This is a genomic window from Bacillus sp. LBA3-1-1.1, assembly GCF_040676495.1.
Classification (GTDB): domain Bacteria; phylum Bacillota; class Bacilli; order Bacillales; family Bacillaceae_G; genus Bacillus_A; species Bacillus_A nitratireducens.
Map to the genome: position 1 here is coordinate 199569 of NZ_JBEGIB010000002.1, position 22393 is coordinate 221961.

Annotated in this window: 23 protein-coding genes; 4 read left to right on the forward strand and 19 right to left on the reverse strand. The window is 37.9% G+C overall.

Annotated elements, in window-relative coordinates:
* Positions 1-81: 81 nt before the first annotated feature.
* The 16 genes from MRBLBA3_RS04305 to MRBLBA3_RS04380 form a co-directional block, all read right to left on the reverse strand.
* Entirely contained in the window at positions 82-1593 is a 1512-nt protein-coding gene (locus tag MRBLBA3_RS04305; protein ID WP_000517713.1) for a tetratricopeptide repeat protein, read from the reverse strand.
* Positions 1594-1738: 145 nt separating this feature from the next.
* Complete coding sequence (locus MRBLBA3_RS04310) at positions 1739-2245, reverse strand: acyltransferase (protein ID WP_001255076.1); 507 nt, start codon at positions 2243-2245, stop codon at positions 1739-1741.
* 78 nt (positions 2246-2323) lie between these two features.
* Positions 2324-2974, reverse strand: a complete 651-nt coding sequence (ppaX, locus tag MRBLBA3_RS04315; RefSeq protein WP_098401638.1) for a pyrophosphatase PpaX — start codon at positions 2972-2974, stop codon at positions 2324-2326.
* A 66-nt stretch (positions 2975-3040) separates the two neighbouring features.
* A complete protein-coding gene (gene lgt, locus MRBLBA3_RS04320) occupies positions 3041-3853 on the reverse strand; it encodes a prolipoprotein diacylglyceryl transferase (protein WP_000924228.1) in 813 nt (270 codons plus the stop codon).
* Positions 3854-3877: 24 nt separating this feature from the next.
* A complete protein-coding gene (hprK, locus tag MRBLBA3_RS04325; RefSeq protein ID WP_001127254.1) occupies positions 3878-4807 on the reverse strand; it encodes an HPr(Ser) kinase/phosphatase in 930 nt (309 codons plus the stop codon).
* A 156-nt stretch (positions 4808-4963) separates the two neighbouring features.
* Complete coding sequence (locus MRBLBA3_RS04330) at positions 4964-5344, reverse strand: phage holin family protein (RefSeq protein WP_001267314.1); 381 nt, start codon at positions 5342-5344, stop codon at positions 4964-4966.
* A 186-nt stretch (positions 5345-5530) separates the two neighbouring features.
* Entirely contained in the window at positions 5531-8401 is a 2871-nt protein-coding gene (gene uvrA, locus MRBLBA3_RS04335) for an excinuclease ABC subunit UvrA (protein ID WP_363379905.1), read from the reverse strand.
* Positions 8402-8412: 11 nt separating this feature from the next.
* Positions 8413-10389: an excinuclease ABC subunit B gene (gene uvrB / locus MRBLBA3_RS04340; protein ID WP_363379863.1), complete on the reverse strand. Its 1977-nt coding sequence runs from the start codon at positions 10387-10389 to the stop codon at positions 8413-8415.
* 150 nt (positions 10390-10539) lie between these two features.
* Positions 10540-10971 carry a DUF4362 domain-containing protein gene (locus MRBLBA3_RS04345; protein ID WP_080028963.1) on the reverse strand — a complete coding sequence of 144 codons (432 nt, stop codon included), beginning with the start codon at positions 10969-10971 and terminating at the stop codon, positions 10540-10542.
* 46 nt (positions 10972-11017) lie between these two features.
* Positions 11018-11638, reverse strand: coding sequence for a hypothetical protein (locus MRBLBA3_RS04350; RefSeq protein WP_000025196.1), 621 nt, complete (start codon positions 11636-11638; stop codon positions 11018-11020).
* Positions 11635-12396: a MerR family transcriptional regulator gene (locus tag MRBLBA3_RS04355; protein WP_000260354.1), complete on the reverse strand. Its 762-nt coding sequence runs from the start codon at positions 12394-12396 to the stop codon at positions 11635-11637. Before MRBLBA3_RS04355 ends, MRBLBA3_RS04350 begins: the two co-directional genes overlap by 4 nt.
* 99 nt (positions 12397-12495) lie before the next feature.
* The gene (locus MRBLBA3_RS04360; RefSeq protein ID WP_000521907.1) at positions 12496-12723 is read right to left on the reverse strand and encodes a hypothetical protein; all 228 of its coding nucleotides are present in this window, start codon (positions 12721-12723) and stop codon (positions 12496-12498) included.
* Positions 12724-12828: 105 nt separating this feature from the next.
* Positions 12829-13050: a hypothetical protein gene (locus MRBLBA3_RS04365; RefSeq protein WP_001150206.1), complete on the reverse strand. Its 222-nt coding sequence runs from the start codon at positions 13048-13050 to the stop codon at positions 12829-12831.
* 17 nt (positions 13051-13067) lie between these two features.
* Positions 13068-13457, reverse strand: a complete 390-nt coding sequence (locus MRBLBA3_RS04370; RefSeq protein ID WP_098401636.1) for a hypothetical protein — start codon at positions 13455-13457, stop codon at positions 13068-13070.
* An 11-nt stretch (positions 13458-13468) separates the two neighbouring features.
* Positions 13469-13666, reverse strand: a complete 198-nt coding sequence (locus tag MRBLBA3_RS04375; RefSeq protein WP_000538358.1) for a helix-turn-helix transcriptional regulator — start codon at positions 13664-13666, stop codon at positions 13469-13471.
* Between the two features lie 123 nt (positions 13667-13789).
* Positions 13790-14812 carry a YeiH family protein gene (locus MRBLBA3_RS04380; RefSeq protein WP_000438424.1) on the reverse strand — a complete coding sequence of 341 codons (1023 nt, stop codon included), beginning with the start codon at positions 14810-14812 and terminating at the stop codon, positions 13790-13792.
* 152 nt (positions 14813-14964) lie between these two features.
* Between MRBLBA3_RS04380 and MRBLBA3_RS04385 the strand changes: the two genes are divergently transcribed.
* The 4 genes from MRBLBA3_RS04385 to abc-f all read left to right on the forward strand — a co-directional run bounded on the left by MRBLBA3_RS04385 (position 14965) and on the right by abc-f (position 18728).
* Positions 14965-15858, forward strand: a complete 894-nt coding sequence (locus MRBLBA3_RS04385) for a LysR family transcriptional regulator (RefSeq protein ID WP_001100000.1) — start codon at positions 14965-14967, stop codon at positions 15856-15858.
* A gap of 51 nt (positions 15859-15909) precedes the next feature.
* Positions 15910-16278 carry a MerR family transcriptional regulator gene (locus tag MRBLBA3_RS04390; protein WP_001219183.1) on the forward strand — a complete coding sequence of 123 codons (369 nt, stop codon included), beginning with the start codon at positions 15910-15912 and terminating at the stop codon, positions 16276-16278.
* Between the two features lie 4 nt (positions 16279-16282).
* Positions 16283-16828: a flavodoxin family protein gene (locus MRBLBA3_RS04395; RefSeq protein ID WP_000497593.1), complete on the forward strand. Its 546-nt coding sequence runs from the start codon at positions 16283-16285 to the stop codon at positions 16826-16828.
* A 265-nt stretch (positions 16829-17093) separates the two neighbouring features.
* Positions 17094-18728 carry a ribosomal protection-like ABC-F family protein gene (gene abc-f, locus MRBLBA3_RS04400; RefSeq protein ID WP_098477747.1) on the forward strand — a complete coding sequence of 545 codons (1635 nt, stop codon included), beginning with the start codon at positions 17094-17096 and terminating at the stop codon, positions 18726-18728.
* 219 nt (positions 18729-18947) lie between these two features.
* On the opposite strand, the gene MRBLBA3_RS04405 is transcribed toward abc-f, so the two are convergent.
* The 3 genes from MRBLBA3_RS04405 to MRBLBA3_RS04415 form a co-directional block, all read right to left on the reverse strand.
* Entirely contained in the window at positions 18948-19259 is a 312-nt protein-coding gene (locus tag MRBLBA3_RS04405) for a YbjQ family protein (protein WP_000637520.1), read from the reverse strand.
* A gap of 65 nt (positions 19260-19324) precedes the next feature.
* Positions 19325-21040, reverse strand: a complete 1716-nt coding sequence (locus tag MRBLBA3_RS04410) for an ABC transporter ATP-binding protein (protein WP_098401632.1) — start codon at positions 21038-21040, stop codon at positions 19325-19327.
* Positions 21041-21167: 127 nt separating this feature from the next.
* Positions 21168-22352, reverse strand: coding sequence for a PDZ domain-containing protein (locus MRBLBA3_RS04415; RefSeq protein ID WP_176527010.1), 1185 nt, complete (start codon positions 22350-22352; stop codon positions 21168-21170).
* Between the last annotated feature and the right edge of the window lie 41 nt (positions 22353-22393).

The following is a 22393-nucleotide window of genomic DNA, read 5'->3' on the forward strand; positions in this document are numbered from 1 at the left end:
TATTCACTCCCATTCATTCATACACATTAAGTTACCCTCATTATACTGTTAGCATCACTTTTTTCCCAATGATTTGCCTACCTACGTGTGCGTGCGCTTAACAGCCTGCACATACTTTCGTACAGTCGCTACAGATACATTATATACATCACCAAGCTCTGCCTGTGTCATCTTATTTCTTTGTTCGCCGCGCACAATGTATTCAATTGCCGCTGACCAACCGTACACATTTGTAAAAGTCGCTCCAGATGTATATAAACGTATGAACGTACAAAACCAAAAGTTTAAACACTCTTCGATTAATTCATCGTCTTTTTTCGTATAATTGTATAATGCATCTGCAATTCGTACGCACTGTTCAAATTGCTGTAAATCAGCTGGGATGCTTTTATGACTATTAAGTAAAAAGAAATACTTTGCAAGTTGCGATACGATTGGAACACCATTTTTCGCTTGCGTTACATCAAAGAAGAATCCGACCTTCTCTGGCGTTGACAACTCATTCATTAAATATAAAGCTAGCATCTTCTCTTCTAGCGTCGTACTTTGCTGAAATGATTTTCGTAACTCTTCAAATAAAAGATTTTGTCCTTCATCTGCTAAATTCAGTGCATTCCACGGTTCTTTTCCTTTTTTATCCGGATGCAATTCTACAACATGTTGCCACATTTTTTCAGCTACTTGCTGTTCCTTCATCATATACGCAGAGTATGCAAACCAGTAATAAAAACTAACATCTCCTTCGTACCCTTGACGCTTTAATACTCTGAACCATTTATATGCAGGTTCAAAATGACCAATTGTTGCAAGCGTTGTTCCAAGTTTCAAACGATGCTCAAATGAAATTGGATATACCGAAACTAACTGCCCGGCTAATGACTCTACTTGCTTATGCTCTCCAATTGAATATAGAAAAATAAGCGTATTACAAAGCGCATGCATATTACCAGGATTTTTCTCTAAAATCATTTCTGTTAACTTGAGCGCCCTGTCTACATTACCTGATTGAAAATGTGCAATCGCTAAATTATTATGTCCCGACCAAAATTCTGGATATTCTTTCGTAACAACTTCTAATGTAGCAATCGCCTCTTCTAATTGTCCGTTACGAATGTAGCGATTCGCTTCTTCCTGCATAACAATCAGCTCATCTTCATCCTCAATCTCTTCCGCACCCATCGCTTCTTCTTCCATAATCTCAAGCAAGTCTAATGTATCTTCTACGAATTCTTTCTCTTCCGCAACTTCTAAATAACGCTCTGCATACTTTTTCGCCTGTTGAAACAAGCCCATATATGCATAATTATTTGCAATAAAATAATAACATTGCTCAAGTTCCGGATTGGATCTAACAAGCTTTAGAAATATCTGATTCGACTCTTGATATTCACCAGATTCAGATAATGCTATTGCTAGTTGGCATAAAATAAACGGTTCCTTCTCGCTTTGTGCCGCTCTTCGAAAATATTTAATTGCATCTTGCAATTTTTGCCCTTTATAAGCCCTCATCCCTTTTTTATAAAAGAAGTCCGCTAATTGATTAAAAGAGATAACTTGTCCGTTCTCCTTATATATTCTTTGATTTTTCCCCATATATCCTCCAGTTTTTTGTTTTCTTCGTTCACACATTCTTCTATCTATAAGTATAAACGATTCCGTAAAAAACAAAACAGTATATTATAATCAATTATTTCCTTTTTATTCATAAAAAGAGAAGGGAAATGTTACATTTTTAACATCAACCTTCTCTAGTGGCCATTTCCTCTTTCGTATAAATAATACGCATCGGATTTCCGCCTACGAAAGCGCCACCTGGTACATCTTTATGGACAAGTGTGCCAGCAGAAACAATAGCACCATCTCCAATCGTCACACCTGGTAAAATTGTCGTATTCGCTCCAATCATAACTTCATTCCCTATGATGATTTCTCCGAGTCGATACTCACGAATTAAATATTCATGCGCTAAAAGCGTTGTATTATAGCCGATAATTGAATTGTCCCCCACAGTAATCTTTTCTGGAAACATAATATCTGGCATTACCATAAGTGCAAACGATGTTTTCTTTCCTACCTCCATCCGCAAAAACGTGCGATACAACCAATTCTTCACGGATAAAACGGGCGTGTAACGTGCGATTTGGATAATAATAAAGTTTTTCATTACCTTCCAAAAAGAAACTGTTTTATACACATTCCACAATGAATTCTCTCCTGAAACAGGATAGCGCGTTGTCCGTCGCACTTAGCTCTCTCCTCTACTAAAAAAAGTGACACTTGAAGTTAGTAGAGAAACATATCCCCTACTTGATTACTTGGACCTTTATGCGTGGTTAATACCCGATAAAATCGGTAGTAAATCACTCATTTTATCTAGCACATAATCTGGTTTATACGCTTCTAAGTACGCTCTACCTTTCAATGTCCATGAGACCGCTACTGTTTTCGTACCTGCACTTTGTCCACCAACGATATCATGATGATTATCACCAACCATCAATGTTTCTTCTGGTTTTGCATCCAATAATTTCAATGCTTTTTGAAGTGGTTCTGGATGTGGTTTCACATGTTCCACATCATCAATCGTCACGACAACATCAAAAAATTGATCAAGTTTTGAAAGCTTTAATCCCATTTCAACCGTCTGTCTCGCTTTCGTTGTAACGATACCGATTTTATAACCCTGCTTCTTCAATTCTTGAACAGTTTCATATACAGTCTCATATTCTTCCACTAATTCATCATGATGCTCATGATTAAATTGGCGATAACATGCAATCATTTCTTCAACCTTACTTGTATCCATCTTACTAAAAGTGTCATGCAAAGATGGACCGATAAATGCCAATACATCTTCACGCTTATATTGATTTGGGTAATATGTATGTAACGTATGCAAAAAAGAAGAGATAATAAGTTCATTTGTATTAATTAACGTTCCATCTAAATCAAATAACACTGTATTTATTTTCATTGTCCTTAATCCTTTCATTACCTGAATATGAAAGAAGCAGCATCTTATATAAGATGCTACTTTTCTCTAATTTTCTAAATATCTTTTATCAGCTTGCCCCATCTTTCGTCTCACAATAATGAAAATGATAGAAATAACAACAATTCCAATAGACATTACTTGTGCAATACGAAGTGGTCCTAACATTAAACTATCTGTACGCAAACCTTCTACGAAGAAGCGTCCAACTGAATACCAAATTAAATATGTGAAGAATAGTTCCCCGCGGCGTAAATTCGCTTTTCGTAATGCGAGTAGTAAAATAACACCTGCAAAGTTCCATAATGATTCATATAAAAACGTTGGGTGATAATACACACCATCAATATACATTTGATTAATAATGAAGTCCGGTAAATGAAGACCTTCTAAAAACTGTCTCGTTACTTCATCACCATGCGCCTCTTGGTTCATAAAGTTTCCCCATCGGCCAATTGCTTGTCCTAGTAAAATACTTGGCGCAGCAATATCCGCTAACTTCCAGAATGAAAGCCCGCGTCGTTTCGCAAAAAGAATCCCTGTAATAACAGCCCCGATTAAACCACCGTGAATCGCCAAACCACCTTGACGAATATTAATAATTTGACTCGGATTTTGCGAATAATATTCCCATTCAAAAATGACATAATACATTCTCGCAAAAAGAATAGCAATTGGTACTGCGATTAATACAAGATCGATAAATGTATCTTTGTGAATACCTAGCCTTTCTCCCTCGCGAGTCGCTAGCCAAAGACCTAATAGCACACCTGTACCGATAATAACCCCATACCAATAAACAGGGAACGGTCCAAGTTGGACTGCTATACGGTCAAGCTGTGGTACAGAACCTAACAGCATATGTATGACCTCCCTCTCCAGAGTCTACTCTTGATTTCCTAACTCAATCGCACTCATTAATCGTTCAGAGAACTGCTGTGCCGCATTGACTCCCATACGCTTTAATCTGAAGTTCATCGCTGCTACTTCAATAATAACAGCCAAGTTTCGACCAGGACGAACTGGAAGTGTAATCTTCGTAAGTTCTGTATCAATAATCTTCATCTTCTCTTCATCAAGACCTAAGCGATCATAATTTTTCTTTTGATCCCAAATTTCAAGATTAATAACAAGTGTAATACGCTTATAATTTCGTACTGCCCCTGCACCGAATAACGTCATTACGTTAATGATACCTAGACCACGAATTTCTAATAAGTGCTCAATTAAATCAGGTGAGCTTCCTACTAATGTGTCTTCATCTTCTTGGCGAATTTCTACGCTATCATCCGCAACAAGGCGGTGGCCACGTTTTACAAGTTCAAGCGCTGTCTCACTTTTCCCGACACCACTTTGACCTGTAATTAAAACACCAACACCATAAATATCTACTAACACACCATGAACAGCTGTTGTTGGCGCTAACTTACCTTCTAAATAGTTTGTTAAACGACTTGATAATCTCGTCGTCGTTTGAGAAGAACGTAATAAAGGCACACCTGATTCGCGTGATGCTTGTAATAACTCATCCGGCACATCTTGATTACGAGTTACAATAATACATGGCGTCTCCTCAGTACAAAGCGCTTTCATTCTCTCTTGCTTTTGCTCTGTCGTTAACGTATCAAAGAACGTAAGCTCTGTTTTTCCAAGAAGCTGTACACGATCAGCTGGATAATATGTAAAAAATCCTGCCATTTCAATTCCAGGTCGTGATAAATCACTTGTATCAATTGGACGATGAATTCCTTCTTCACCACTTACTAACTCCAATTGAAATTGTTCAATTAAATCTTTTGTCCTTACTTTTGGCATATGTATAAACCTCCACTCCGCTGCGGGTTCAGTCTCATTTGATGTAAAATTCCATTCTACCGGATATTGTACCATTTTTTTCTGGAAACAAGAAATACGGTTTCTAATAAATAGAAAAAAACATTTCATACGAATCATGAAATGTTTTTCTTTTTGTCATTTTCTCTTTTTTTCATATAACGGTTCAACAATTGCCTTTTCAATTATCATATTAAAAATCGAAATACAAATTGCCGCAACAATCGCTACACCAAATCCTGATATATTAAAAGCATCTCCTAATAATGAATCTGCCATTTTTAACGTAATCGCATTAATAACAATTAAGAAGAAACCGAAAGTTACAACAGTAATTGGTAGCGTAATTAAAATTAAAAGCGGCTTTACAAATACGTTTAAAATCGCCAATATAATACTCGCAATAATTGCAGTTTGTATATTTGCTATGTAAAATGCGTCTGGTGCAACCCCTTTTAAAAGTCCGGATACAGCGATTAACACAACGCTATTTACAAGAAGTGATACAATCCATCTCATTTCTTTACACATCCTTTTAACATATATATTTCATCATACGCTAATAGATAATAAACGCAAGTAACATACAAACACTTATATCAACTTATTCTACCCTTTATGCTTGTATACCTACTAACAACCTTACCAGTTTTCCTTAGTGAAATAAAAACCGAGTGTAATTCCCACTCGGTTTTTATTAACAACTTATTGCGATAACTCTACTTCTTTTATTTTCGCTTTCATTCTTGCTTTATCACGATCTAAAATCTCTTTTAAATACTTACCTGTATACGAGCGTTCTTCTTTCACTACTTGCTCTGGCGTTCCGGAAGCAACGATTTGTCCACCTTTGTCCCCGCCTTCTGGTCCAAGGTCAATGATATAATCAGCTGTTTTAATAACATCTAAATTATGCTCAATTACAAGTACTGTCTCGCCACTCTCAACAAGACGTTGCAACACTTCTAGAAGACGCGCAATATCATGGGCATGTAAGCCAGTCGTTGGCTCATCTAAAATGTATAACGTACGCCCTGTAGAACGACGGTGCAATTCAGAAGCTAATTTCACACGTTGCGCCTCACCACCTGATAACGTCGTAGCTGGTTGCCCTAATTTCATATAACCAAGCCCTACATCTACAAGCGTTTGAAGTTTACGCTTAATTTTCGGGATATTAGCAAAGAACTCTACCCCATCTTCAATCGTCATTGCTAATACTTCAGAAATGTTCTTATCTTTATATTTCACTTCTAATGTTTCACGATTATAACGCTTACCATGACATACTTCGCACGGAACATACACGTCTGGTAAGAAATGCATTTCGATTTTTATAATTCCATCACCGCGGCACGCTTCACAACGGCCACCTTTTACATTAAAGCTAAAACGCCCCTTTTGATATCCGCGTACTTTCGCTTCATTCGTTTGCGCAAACACATCACGAATATCATCGAATACACCTGTATACGTAGCTGGGTTGGAACGTGGTGTACGCCCGATTGGTGATTGATCAATATCAATAACTTTATCTAACTGCTCAAGACCCTTAATCTCTTTATGAGCCCCTGGCTTCGCTTTCGCTTTATATAGCTTTTGAGCTAACGCTTTATATAATACTTCATTAATCATCGTACTTTTTCCAGATCCAGATACACCTGTTACTGCTACGAATGTACCTAGAGGGAATGACATTTTCGCGTTTTTCAAGTTGTTTTCTTTCGCACCGACGATCTCCACTTTACGTCCGTCACCTTTACGTCTTTCAAGTGGTACTGGAATAAACTCTTTACCGCTTAAATATTTCCCTGTTAATGAATTCTCGTCTTGCATCACCTCAGCTGGTGTACCCGCTGATACAACTTGACCACCGTGAATACCTGCACCTGGTCCGATATCAAGTAAATAATCAGCAGCCATCATCGTATCTTCATCATGCTCAACAACGATTAACGTATTTCCTAAATCACGCATTTCCTGCAATGTGCGAATAAGACGATCATTATCACGCTGATGCAAACCGATAGAAGGCTCATCAAGAATGTAAAGTACACCCGTAAGACGAGAACCAATTTGTGTCGCTAAACGAATACGCTGCGCCTCACCACCTGATAAAGTTCCTGCAGCACGACTTAACGTTAAATAATCTAAGCCAACATTCACTAAGAAGCCTACGCGTTCTTGAATCTCTCTTAAAATTAAATGAGCAATTTTTTGTTGTTTCTCAGTTAGCTCAACATTCGAGAAGAATTCCTGTACTTCTTGAACAGAATACTTCGTAACATCAGCAATCGTTTTATCACCAACGAAAACAGCTAAACTCTCGGGCTTTAAGCGTCCACCTTTACACTTCGGACAAGCTTGCTCTGCCATATATTTCTCCATTTGCTCACGAACATAATCAGAACTCGTCTCACGATAACGACGCTCGATATTCGGAATAACACCTTCAAATAAAATCTCATTTTCCTTTACTTGACCAAATTCATTCACATAGCGGAAATAAACCTTCTCTTCCCCGCTTCCGTACAACACTTTATCAAATAAATCTTTCGGTATATCTTTCACCGGTATATCCATATCAACGCCGTAGTGATTACATACAGATTGTAAAAGTTGTGGGTAATATTGTGAACTTGTCGGTTCCCACGGAGCAATCGCATGTTCATTTAATGATAAATCCCAGTTCGGAATAACAAGCTCTAAATCTACCTCTAACTTTGAGCCAAGTCCATCACAAGAAGGACATGCGCCGAACGGACTATTGAAGGAGAACATACGTGGCTCTAATTCCCCGATTGAAAAACCACAATGCGGACAAGCATGATGTTCACTAAATAGAAGCTCTTCGTCGCCCATTACATCGATTAACACTCGGCCACCGCCAAGCTTTAAAGCACTTTCGAGTGAATCAGCTAGACGGCTTGCAATTCCTTCTTTCACAACAATACGATCAATCACAACTTCAATTGAATGCTTCTTATTTTTATCTAACGTAATCTCTTCAGATACATCTAGCATTTCACCATCAACACGCACACGAACATAACCTTGTTTCTTAATGTCTTCTAACACTTTCATGTGCGCACCTTTACGCCCTGATACGATAGGTGCTAATACTTGCAACTTCGTACGTTCAGGATATTCAAGAACACGGTCTACCATCTGTTCCACTGTTTGTGATGTAATTTCAATCCCATGATTCGGACAAATCGGTGTACCAATTCGTGCAAATAATAGACGTAAATAATCATAAATCTCCGTTACTGTTCCGACAGTTGAACGTGGATTACGACTCGTCGTTTTTTGATCAATTGAAATCGCTGGAGATAAACCTTCAATCGTATCAACATCCGGCTTATCCATTTGCCCTAAGAACTGACGTGCATACGCAGATAACGATTCTACGTATCTGCGCTGTCCTTCTGCATAAATCGTATCGAATGCTAACGATGATTTTCCTGAACCAGACAATCCCGTCACAACAACAAGCTGATTTCTCGGAATAGTTACGTCAATATTTTTTAAGTTATGTGCTCTAGCACCTTTTACAACAATAAAATCCTTGCTCATGCTCACTCTTTTCACCCTTCCGCTTTTAATTCTAATAGTAAATCTCTTAATTCAGCTGCACGCTCGAAGTCTAACGCTTTTGCCGCTTCTTTCATCTCTGCTTCGATCTTAGCGATTGTTTTCTCACGTTCTTTCTTCGTCATCTTCTTAGCAGGAGTTGCTTCATATGTTTCCGGTTCTTCAGCCGCTGTCGTTGCACGGATTACATCACGAACGCCTTTTTGAATCGTTTTCGGCGTGATACCATGCTCTTCATTGTAAGCTTCTTGTATAGTACGACGACGCTGCGTTTCTTCAATTGCAATTCCCATTGATCTCGTTATACGATCTGCGTACATAATAACGCGGCCGTTTTCATTACGCGCCGCACGACCAATCGTTTGAATTAACGAACGTTCTGAACGCAAAAACCCTTCCTTGTCTGCATCTAAAATAGCTACAAGTGATACTTCCGGAATATCTAATCCTTCTCGTAATAAGTTAATACCGACAAGTACATCAAACTTACCAAGGCGAAGGTCACGGATAATTTCAATACGTTCTAACGTTTTAATTTCAGAGTGAAGGTAGTTCACTTTAATCCCTACATCTTTTAAGTAATCCGTTAAATCCTCTGACATCTTTTTCGTTAAAGTCGTAATTAATACACGTTCATTTTTTGCAATGCGGTCTTGAATCTCTCCCAATAAATCGTCAATTTGACCTTCAATTGGTCGTATATCAATTGGTGGATCTAACAGCCCTGTTGGACGAATAATTTGTTCTATTACTCCCGGTGCCTGCTCTAACTCGTACGGTCCTGGCGTTGCCGAAACGTAAATAACTTGATTCGTTTTCTCTTCAAACTCATCAAACGTAAGCGGTCTATTATCTAAAGCTGACGGCAGACGGAATCCATGATCCACAAGCACTTGCTTACGCGCTTGGTCTCCGTTATACATCGCTCTTACTTGCGGCACCGATACGTGCGACTCATCCATAACAATTAAGAAATCCTCTGGAAAATAATCTAAAAGCGTATACGGTGTTGAACCTGCTGGACGAAGTGTTAAATGACGGGAATAGTTTTCAATCCCTGAACAAAAGCCCATCTCACGCATCATTTCTAAATCATAGCGTGTACGTTGTTCTATGCGCTGCGCTTCTAACAATTTACCGTTATCATTTAATTCTTTTAAACGTTCTTCTAATTCTTTTTCAATATTTTCAATAGCGCCCTTCAACTTTTCTTCACGTGTAACGAAGTGAGATGCCGGGAAGATTGCTACATGATCACGTTCTGCTAATACTTCACCCGTTAATGCATTTACTTCTCGAATACGATCTATTTCATCACCGAAAAATTCAATTCGAATACAATGTTCGTCGAGTGATGCCGGGAAGATTTCAACTACATCTCCGCGCACACGGAATGTACCACGCTTGAAATCAATATCATTACGTCCATACTGTACATCAACAAGTTCACGAAGCAATTGATTACGGTCCTTTTCCATACCAACTCGAAGTGAAACAACTAACTCGCGGTATTCTTCCGGAGAACCTAAACCGTATATGCACGACACACTCGCAACGATAATAACATCATCTCGTTCAAATAAAGAAGACGTTGCCGAGTGACGTAATTTATCGATTTCATCATTAATTTGTGCATCTTTTTCAATAAATGTATCCGTATGTGGTACGTACGCTTCCGGCTGGTAATAATCGTAATAACTAACAAAATACTCAACAGAATTGTTAGGAAAGAAATCTTTCAACTCACTATATAACTGTCCTGCTAACGTTTTATTATGAGCCATTACAAGTGTTGGTTTCTGCACTTCTTTAATGACATTTGAAATCGTAAATGTCTTACCCGTTCCTGTTGCTCCAAGCAACACTTGCTTTTTCTTACCACTATTAATTCCCTCTACAAGCTTCTCTATCGCTCCCGGCTGATCACCTTGCGGGGAATACTCTGAGATAATTTCAAATGGATGTTCCAACTAAAAACCGACCTCCTCATAAAAATCTGTATTATTATTTTACCACGAATGCTCATAAAAAACCTAAAAAAACGAACAGATATTCGGTAAAACTTTCGACAATATATACATAAAAAAGGAAGGAATAAATACTTCCTTCCTCTACTAACTCTATTTTTTAAGTACATATAATAAGTCATATCCATTGCGCCCATTTTCATTCGTACAATCTATTAACCTATATGCCGTTTCTGATTCACGTTGCTCTTTAACAATCCTTTTACAACTATCTTTATGTAACCCTTTATGGTCACCAGCAAATTGATCTTGCCTATTATCAAACACATGAAGTATATTTGTCCCACTATGCTCTAACGTTTGAAAAACAGGATCACCTTCATGTGTATAATGTACAATTCTTATTTTATCAACTTCCCCTTGTTCCACATTCAAAACGAACTTTTCGAATTTATCTAGATTAGAAATTTCTGCCCCCTTCGCAACGACATCATTCTTCTTATCAATTGCACTGTTAGGTTGTGAACAAGCTACTAAAATAAAGAGAAATAGACATATAAAACCTGCTCTTTTTCCTATTGTTATCCTCTCCTATACAAACTATTGGTATACTAGAAAAAGCTACTTTCCTCTATGAAAGTAGCTTCTTGTTTCCTTTCTCCTTCTTCGGAAAAATAACATATGAAAATGAAATCGCAGTATCCGCTAAAAGAATAATAGCCCATACTTGGCTTACACGGCTTGCCGTTTTATTTAAAACGATTCCTGACTCTAACCAATTCCCCCACTGTTCTACCGGAATAAGCCCATACATGAAGAAAAAGAATATATGAACAGCAACAAACAAAATAAGATGTAAAACCCAATTTTTTATTTCCTGCTTCGCATGCGCCATACCTGTTACTTCAAGTGGTTCTTCGATAATAGGCGCCGGTTCATTCCGCCACTTCGCAACTAATTTTTGTACATATATATCTAATTTCTTCAAATCCTTTTTCCCATAAAAAACTGCATATAATAAAATGATTACCGTAATGATTTGAAAATTAGAGAACTTCCCTGTTTGATAATAGTCCACTACCCCTAAAGTTAAAATAAACACTTCATTTATGAGCAGCACAATCCCCATAATAAAGCTCGCCTTTTTCAAGCGAAATCCATACCTTAGTAAAAAGAATCCGATAGCTGATAGCCAAAATACAATCTCTGCACCAATTAAAAAGTACCATCGATATTCTGCGAGTATACTCATTTATCCCTCTCCCTTTCATCATATATACGAAAAGCCTCATCCATATATACTAGAAGCTCTTCCTCAATTGGATACATACTCATTTTCTGTGAATCTTCTTTTGACTTTCTTACTTCCCACAATTTATCTAAAAATGCTTCATCACCATTGGCCATCTCTAAACATTTCTGCATTAATTTCTTTGTTGCACCTTGTACCTCATCACACGATGCTTCCTTACCGTCTTTCATAAAGTTACGCAATTTTTTTAATAAATCTATCCACTCTAAAACATTTGGATCTTCTTCGCTCATGTTCGGCAAATTATGAAGCAACTTTTGTTCTCCCTTAGAAAAAACTTCATTTTGAAACATCTCACGTATTCGCGGAGACTGTTTCGAAAGCTGAATGAGTTCAAACATAACTTTCCAATCCAGTTCCCCTTCTACATCTACTGAATAAACAACTGCTTGTAAAATACGTTCCATTCGATTAAATTTTTTCTGTTCTTCTTGTACAAACTTAAGTTGCTTTTCAAGCGATACTTTTAAATTGAGCTCATCCGTTACTAACACATTCGTAATCTCTTTTAATGAAAAACCCATTTCTTTTAAAAATAAAATTTGCTGTAGTCGAATGACATCAGTTTCACTATATAACCGATGTCCACCCTCCGTTTTCCCGCTTGGCTTTAATAAATCTATTTGATCATAATAACGTAATGTACGTACTGTTATCCCTGTCTCTTTTGTCAATTGTTGTATTGAAATCACTACCATCACCTCTTCCCCTTCATTATAAAAGATGACGTTACGTAACTTTCAAGACTTTTGTAAAAAAATACAAAAAGCTGTTTATACCTTTTGTATAAACAGCTTTTATGGAAATAACCCCTTTTGTACAGCACGCCCACAAGATAAAATAATTGCCCCAACAACAACACTTGTTGCTGTTTTATGATAATGCGCTAAAACTAATAAATAGTATGATAAACCTACAGCGCCAATCATAATACATACACTTGGCACTGGATTACGAGAGAAGTTTTGCATCCCCCACAAAAGTGCAAATATAGCCGTCGCAACACATAACACCGCTAACCCCATCCCGTTTCCCCTTTATATATTTATTTGATTTCCCTTGTTGCTAATACACTCGTTGATGCCCTGCTAAAGATAAGCTCCCTACAAACCTCATAACCGCTTGCTTACTCATACATGATCAGCCTCTTTTTGATTTCTATATTTCCATTTCGGCCAATAGTTCACAAAGAAATAAACAAACTGTCCTAATACAAATAAAACAAACGGCATGCCCGCATTTCCATAAACAATTAAATTGTATAAACTCCATACCGCTAAACTCATTGTTAAAAACAACCCTACATATTTAAACGCTTTATCTGACTGGAATCTCTCAAACTCATCTTGCATTTTCATTCCTCCTATCGCTATGCTCGTTTCCCCGCCATTACTCCTATGATGAGACTACCAGCAAATAAGAAACTACATATAATAAATATTTCTGGCGTAGGTATGACATCTCTGCCTACAATTTTGCTCGCACCAATGTAAACAATAAGAAGGACAAATGCGAATATAAGCGAGACATTTACATGCCTTTTTATATTTTCATTTACTCGCTCATCTATATCTTGAAGTTCTTCTTTTTTGTACTTCCGCTTTTTGTAATACACATAAACTGTTAAAAGTAAAATTGCTAAAATGTTACTAACTATTAGCGGTAACATTGGTATAGATGGGTCCATAATACGAACTAAAACGTCTCCTCCACATAATCCTAAGACAGTAGCGATATACAACTTTTTAGTGTCGTTCATTTTCTCTCCCCTTACTCCAGCGTAAATATTTCCTCCACCTTCATCCCAAAATATTTGGCGATTTTTAGGGATAGCTCTAGACTCGGATTATAATGATGGTTTTCAATCGCCACAATCGTCTGCCGCGTCACCTGCATCGCCTTCGCCATTTCCACTTGCGTTATATGATGTTGTTTTCGTAATTCCTTAATTTTATTTTTCACACCCATAGGCTCCACCTTCGAAAGTAAAGATATCTTTACTTTAATTATAAATATTTTCCAATTGCAAGTAAAGAAACCTTTACAAAAAAAGGTAAAAAAAAGAGACATCTATAAGATGCCTCTTTGCTACTACATAAATCCTAATGCATATACAAGAACGTACCCAAGAACAGATAAGCAAACCGAGCCAATCAGCCCTGCCACAAATGCTCTGCTTCCTAATTTGCGGAACGTTTTAAACTCTACATTTAAACCGAGTCCTGCCATCGCCATTGCAATAAGCATGTACGCAATGACTACAATATATCCAGCAACAACTTCTGGGATAATCCCAATCGAATGCACCGCACTCATTGCTAAAAATCCAAAGATGAACCAAGGAATCGGAAGGTCGCGCCACGATTTTTTTTCCTTGCTTTCCTCGCTCTTACCAAACCATAATCCAATTAAAATCGCTACTGGCACAAGCATTGCAACGCGCGTTAATTTCACGATAACTGCGATGTCTACAGCAGTACTTCCTCCTGGTGCCGCAGCTGCGATGACATGGGCAATCTCATGCAGCGTCGCACCTGAGAATACACCGTAACCGTACGGTGAGAAGCCAAGCACTGGGTATAATAGCGTATAAATAAGTGTAAATATTGTACCTAAAATTGCAATAATCGCTGCGCCGACTGCTGTTTCCTCATCCTTCGCTTTCACTTGGGGTGCAATTGCTACGACCGCTGCCGCGCCGCAAATTGCAGTCCCGCATGCTGTTAAAATCCCAAGTTTCTTTTCTACTTTAAATACTTTCGTTAGTCCATATACAACGAAAATTGTAAATGTAATAACAACCGCTGCGATAACCAATACTTTCGGTCCCGCCTTTGCAATATCTACAAGATTTAACCGCATTCCAAGTAAGATAATTCCGAAGCGAAGCAACTTCTTACTCGCAAAGTTCGTTCCCGCTATCGCTTCTTGAGGAATCCCGATTGCGGCGCGCCAAACCATCCCGATTAGAATAGCGATTACTAATTGTCCCATAATATTTAAAAATGGAAGCTCTGCTAAATATTTCGCGACAATGGCGATTAATAACGTAATCCCAATACCTTGCGAAAATCCAAAGCCCTTCTTCTTTTGTATAACAAGTGTTTGTTCCACCTTGTACCACCCCAATAATCATATTGGAACATGCATGTTCTTTCTAGTTACATTATAAGAGAGTTTTAATAATAAGTTTAATATCAATATTGAATCTCTATCATCAGAAATACTTATGATAAAATAAAAACAAAAATAAAGGAGCCTAACAAATGAACGTCGACATTTTGAAAATCTTTGTTACTGTCGTTGAACAAAAACATTTTTCGCGTGCTGCGGAATTATTAAACCTTTCACAACCTGGCGTAAGCATGCACATTCGCAACTTGGAAAATGAATTTGGAACTACACTTATTCAGCGCTCCCCCAAGCACGTCCAAGTTACGGAAGCTGGAAACATATTATACATACACGCAAAGCAAATGCTTTCACTTTATGAAGATGCAAAACAAGAAATTAATGAATTGCACAATGTCGTAACAGGAACGCTGCGAATCGGCGCTAGCTTTACAATTGGTGAATATTTGCTTCCAAAAATACTCGCTAACTATGCGAATGAAAATCCACACGTCGAAGTTCATACATTTATCTCCAATACGGAAGAAGTTTTGCAAAGCCTTCGCTCTAATCAAATTGATATCGGCTTAGTGGAAGGCCAAGTCGTATACGCTGACGTAGACGTTGAAACTTTTATGCAAGATGAAATGAAACTCGTAGTCCCGCCAAACCATCCATTGCTCCATATCAAGGGGATTAACGAAAATACATTGCAAGACCAAGTCTGGGTATTAAGGGAAAGTGGCTCTGGCACACGTGCCTATAGCGATCGTTTTATACACCAACATCATTTAAAAATGAAACGTTTCTTTACATTTAGCAGTATTCAAAGCGTGAAGGAAGCCGTTGCAGCCGGTCTTGGCATCGCTATCCTTTCAGATTGGACTGTTCGAAAAGAACTGTTGGCACAAGAAATATTCCACATCCCCGTTCCGAACGAAGAGCTAATCCGTCCATTCTCCATCGTGCGCGGCAAATATTTTATCTCGTCTAAAGCTATTCAAGTCTTTTTAAAACACGTAGATTCTTTTGCGAAAAAACAGAGTTGACCTTTACATTAGCGTGAAGGTTTACAATACATGTAAAAGGAGTGAAACGCATTGCGAATTGGAGAGTTATCAAAAGAAACTGGGGTTAGCGAAAGGGCACTAAGACATTATGAGGAAAAGGGATTACTCCCTTCGAAACGCCTAGCAAATGGCTACCGTGATTTTGATGAAAGTGCAATCGAAAAAGTAGAGCTGATTCAAATGTATTTACAGCTCGGCTTAAATTTAGAAGAAACAGAACGAATGCTACGTTGCCTTGAAATTGAGCCGCATCTTTACGAAAATCCGTGTAGTAGTATCCTTGCACTTTACGAAGACAAACTTGGTGAGGTAACGAAGCAAATCACATTACTTTCCAACATTCAAACAAATTTACAAAAACACGTTTCACTCCTAAAACAAGCAAAAGAAAAGAGATGATTACATGTTTGTTATACATGGCAGTTCAAGACCAAACGGAAATACAGAAGCTTTAACACATATGGTGATTGATGGAATTGAAACAGAACAAATTTACTTGCGTGATCATATCGTCCACCCAATCATAGATCAGCGCCATGATGCAGAAGGGTTTCAACCTGTAAATGATGACTACGAGCAGTTAACCAAACGCATGCTAGAGCACGACACGATTATCTTCGCTACACCGCTATACTGGTACGGAATGAGCGGCCACATGAAGAACTTCGTTGATCGCTGGTCACAAAGCTTGCGTGATACATCTCTTCATTTCAAAGAAAAAATGAAAGGCAAAAAAATGTACGTTGTCATCGTTGGCGGAGACAATCCAAAACTGAAAGCATTGCCGCTTATCGCCCAGTTTCAATATATCTTTGATTTTGTTGGCTCATCATTTGAAGGGTATATTATTGGGGATGCGAATGGACTAGATGAAATCAAGAACGATGCTGAGGCGCTGGCAAAAGCGCAATTGTATAATAACAAATTCAAAAATAGCAAACAGAAATAAGTTTGACAAATCCATTTGTATGCGCATACAATAAAAATAATATTATGAAAGGAAGGTACTTTGACCAATGAAGTTCTAATTCTCTTATTTATTTCATCCATCACAAATAGTGAACAAAAATGATGAAAACTAGCAGAGGATTAGTCTGTCCATTTGTCGATACTTTCTTTCGATACGATCATGTAAAAAATCGTTTATTTATGTACGATTTTTTACATTGAAGGGCGACGTTTATCCTCTCTAGTGAAACTAGGGAGGTTTTTTTATGACTATTTTAATCGCACGTAATATCGAAAAGAGCTTTGGTGATCGCACCATATTTACGTTACCATCACTAGAAATTCAAGCAAACGATCGTATAGGAATTGTCGGAGTCAACGGATCCGGAAAATCTACGTTATTACAACTATTAAGTAAAGAAATAGAAGCTGACAAAGGTACAGTAACTCATCATAGCTCTATCGCCATCATTCCTCAGCTTAGCGAAGAAATACCGGAAACCGCTTCTTCCCTCGCTAAAGGAAAATGGAATATTTCAAACGTCGCAAATTCAATGAGCGGCGGTGAACGAATGCGCCTAAAGATCGCCCATGCCCTCGAACAAGATGCAGGCATTCTATTTGCTGATGAGCCAACAAGTCACTTAGATATGTTTGGTACAGAGCAATTAGAAAAGGCACTTTTATCTTACAAAGGTGCACTTGTTTTAATATCACATGATCGTGACTTCCTAAATACCATATGTACCAAAATCATCGAAATTGAAGACGGCATAATTCAAGAGTACAAAGGGAATTATTCAAACTATCGAAAGCAAAAAGAACGTGAGCGAATACAAAAACAAGCAGAATATGATCAATATATACAAGAAAAAAATCGGTTAGAACAGTCAATTTCACAAAGAAAGCAACGTGCTTCTAGCATGACCAAAATCCCAACACGGTTCAGTTCATCTGAATCTAAACTTTATAAGTGCAGCGGGGCTCATGGGCAAGAAAATGTTAGCAAAGTAGCGAAAGCACTAGAAACACGCCTCGAAAAGTTGAAAAAGAAAGAAAAGCCGAAAGACTTTTCTCAAGCCCAGTTTGATGTACAGTACCACACACCAGTTCATAGTAAAGCGGTTGTACAGTTTAATAAAACAACAAAGAAAATAGGGGATCGCACACTATTTAAAAATATGAATGGAACAATTGTCCCTGGGGCAAAGGTTGCTATTTTAGGGACAAACGGAAGCGGAAAAACAACTTTGTTCAAAATGCTTCTCGCGAACGAGCGTGGCATTCAGCTTTCGAAAAGTTGTAAAATTGGATACTTTGAACAAACATTATCTATTTTAAAAACAGATAAAACAATTTTAGAAAACGTTCTAGAAGAAACAAACTATACAGAATCGTTCGTTCGAACAATACTTGCAAGGCTCCTATTCCGCCGTGAAGATGTTTATAAACCTGTGCACGTCTTAAGTGGTGGAGAACGCATGAAAGTTGCACTCGCAAAAGTATTTTTAGGAAACTATAATATGCTTCTGCTCGACGAACCGACAAACTATTTAGACTTGGCAACACAAGAGGAATTAGAAAACATGTTACAGGAGTATCCTGGCACAATACTTTTCATTAGCCATGACCGTGCATTTATTCGTTCTGTTGCCAACCATATTCTACAAGTAGATGAGAGCGAACCAAGAATATTCCACGGCAATTACGAGCAATACACAAAAAGAACCACCGGGGATTCTGTAAACGTTACTGAACAAGAATTATTACGATTACAAACAAAATTAACAGAAATCATCAGCCGGATTTCTATCCAAAATCAGCATGATGACATCACATTTCTCGAACAAGAATATGAAAAATTATTAGTTCGAATTCGGCAGTGTAAAGAAGCGCTCTAATGTCTTCCCCATATATCGACGGGACCTTCCACATTTCCCAAGAAATATCGAGGCTTCGACATAGAATATCACCTCCCCATCATGTTAGACACAACAACAAAAAAAGCCGTGCACCAGCACGGCTTTTCACTTTATCCCGCTATTTGTGGGCATTAAACGCCCGATTGGTGAAGGCTAATAATCAGTGGGGGAATGCCCCCCACTGATTAAAGTTTCACTTTATATACGGACAGCAGTCCCGCTCACCGCAACCATTAGCATCCCTTCACGAACTACTTCGTAATCCACGTCGATACCAACAATAGCATTTGCATTTTTTTGTCTTGCGAGAGTTTTCATCTCTTCCATTGCAATGTCTCGCGCTTCTTTTAATTTGCTTTCATAAGCGCCTGAGCGACCACCAACAACGTCGCGAACAGAAGCAAACAGGTCACGAACGATATTCGCCCCCATAATTGCTTCTCCATTGACGATATCGATATAATCAATAATTTCTTTCCCTTGAATTGTAGAAGTTGTTGTTACAATCATGCTTTATAGCCCCCCATATAAGATTTTCACTTACTTATGGTGCACTAATTCAGCAGAAATTATATTTACGAACTGAATTGAGCTTCATATAACCGACTGTATCCTCCGCCTTGCCCAATTAGTTCCTCATGCGAACCTTGCTCTGCAATACCATCTTTATTTACAACAACGATACGATCTGCATTTTTAATCGTTGCAAGCCTGTGAGCAATAACTAATGTTGTACGGCCAACAGATAGTTCTGCAAGTGATTTTTGGACAGCAAGTTCCGTCTCTGTATCTAGCGCAGAAGTTGCTTCATCTAAAATTAAAATCGGTGGGTTTTTCAAGAACATGCGAGCAATCGCTAAGCGCTGCTTTTGTCCTCCTGAAAGTTTCACACCACGCTCACCGATAACTGTATCTAAGCCATCTGGTTGCGAGTAAATTAAGTCCTCCAACTGGGCACGTTTTACCGCCTGCCAAATGTCAGCTTCTGAGGCTTTTAAGTTTCCGTAAGCGATATTTTCACGAATTGTTCCTGAGAATAAGAAAACATCTTGCTGTACAATTCCAATTTGCTTACGAAGTGACGACAACGTCATCTCTTTTGTATCAATGCCATCAATTTGAATCGATCCAGATGATTGTTCATAAAAACGTGGTAATAAACTACATAATGTTGTTTTCCCTGCCCCTGATGGCCCTACGAAAGCAACTGTTTCACCTGCATGTATTTTCAAACTAATATCGTTTAAAATCGGCTCTTTATTTTCATATCCGAACGTGATGTTATTGTATTGAATATCACCGTGTACATGTTTTACTTCAATTGCATCTTTAGAATCTACAATATCCGGCTCTGTTTCAAGAAGCTCTACATATCTTTTAAAACCAGCGATTCCTTTCGGATAACTTTCAATAACCGCATTAATTTTTTCAATTGGGCGGAAGAAAATATTCGTTAATAAAACGAATCCAATAAATCCACCGTACGTTAATTCACCTTGCAGAACAAACCATGTACCACATATTAATACAAAAAGTGTTACAAGACGCATCAACATATAACTAATCGATGAATTTAACGCCATAATTTTATACGCCATTAATTTCGTTGTACGGAAACGAGCGTTGTTCACAGCGAACTGGTCTTTCTCAAACTTTTCATTTCCGAATGCTTGTACAACGCGGATACCACCAACATTGTTCTCAATACATGCATTGAAATCAGCAACGTCTGAGAATAAACGTCTAAACGTACCTGTCATTTTTTTATTGAAATAAAGTGCCAACCATAATAAGAACGGAATCACGAAGAATGTTAGAAGCGCTAACTTCCAGTTGATCATCATCATAAATGAAAATGCTCCAACTAAAGTCATAACAGCAATGAATAAATCTTCTGGTCCGTGGTGAGCAATTTCCCCAATTTCCATTAAATCATTTGTAAGACGTGAAATTAAATGACCTGTTTTATTATTATCAAAAAATCTGAATGATAGCTTTTGAATGTGATCAAATAATTTCTGTCTCATATCTGTTTCAATGTTAACACCAAGCATATGTCCCCAATATGTAACGACATATTGTAAACCTGCATTTAACACATAAACTGCGAATAAACCGAAACAAGCCCATAAAATAAGCGTCCAGTTTTGTCCTGGTAATAACTTATCAATAAATTGATTTACGATAAGCGGGAAACCAAGTTCGAGTAAACCTGCGATAACTGCACAGGAAAAATCGAGTACGAATAAACCTTTGTACGGTTTATAGTAAGAAAAAAATTTACGTAGCATATGTTTCCTCCCTTTTCCAAATTAAAAAGACTCTCTAAATGATAACCATTATCAAATAATTATTCAAGTTATCCGTCTATGAAACTAAAAAAACCTTCATCTATTTCGGATGAAGGTTTTCCATTTATTATATAGCTTCTGAATCCCACTCATGCTCCTGCTGAATAAACACAACACCTAATTCGTGATGACCTCCGGCGTATAATGCCGTTTGAGCAAGACGAAGCTCCCCATTTGTGTCTAATACTTCTAATTTACAAAATGCTCCTGTTGTCTTCGTTTGAAGCGCATCATAAAACTCTTCTGTACTTCTTGGAATGACTCCATTTACTTTCGTAATAACTTCTCCAGGCTTTAAATGCATCTCTGCCCCAATTGTATTCGGAATTGTATCTAGCACAACGAGCCCATCATTACGTGCGGCAAAGTACGCCGGCCTTGTCTCATCCGCAATTTTCTCTTGCATTGAAATTGTGAAACGCCCAAGCATTGCAACTCCCATCGCAATTATCGCGAATACGTGCCACCAATAACTTGCGATTCCTAAAACGAGTACGAGTCCTGCTAGTCCATATACACGTCTTCCTGTAAATAATAAAGCTTCCTTCGGCTCATAACTTCTAATCTTTCTCATAAATCCAATTAAAAATGGAACGAGGAATAAAGAGTATGTAGTTGAACCTATTGAAACGACAGGCCACCAAGGAATAAATCCTGTCACTGCGTCTCCTGGTATAAGAATAAATACTGGTACAAGCCATAGACGATTTGATTCATGTAGTCCAATTCGTAACCCACGCTTACCTTTTTTAATTTTCGGCGTAGAATATCGTACTGCATTTTTAGAGATCAATAAACCCTCTACAACGAGCATAACGCCTAGTAAAATAGCAAGGGATACAATCGTACCCTCTTCACCTTCTCCAAGCTGTAAGAAGGAAACTGGCATCTTAGACGATAACAACACGAATGCAATAGCGATACCGAACGTATACGCTACAGATAAATATCGATACATAGCAGTTAATCCAAATAATAACGTCCAAAGTAAAACTGCCCATAAACTCGCTTTTGAAACGACAAGCCCGAGCCCAATCGTAATAATAGATACGATTAATCCGTACCCAATACCTGCAAATAGAGTTGTTCGTAGTTCAAACCAAATATCATATACTTTAAAAGAAAAATCTTTTCGTTCTCTTAATATACGTAAGTATCCAACGAAGATACTACTAATTAAAAATACATAGACAGCAGGGTGTAAGAAAAAACGTCCAACTGCTCGTAATATTTCAAAAAGCCATGCCTCCACGAATTCATTCACCACCATTTATATCATTCTTTCTTTTTATC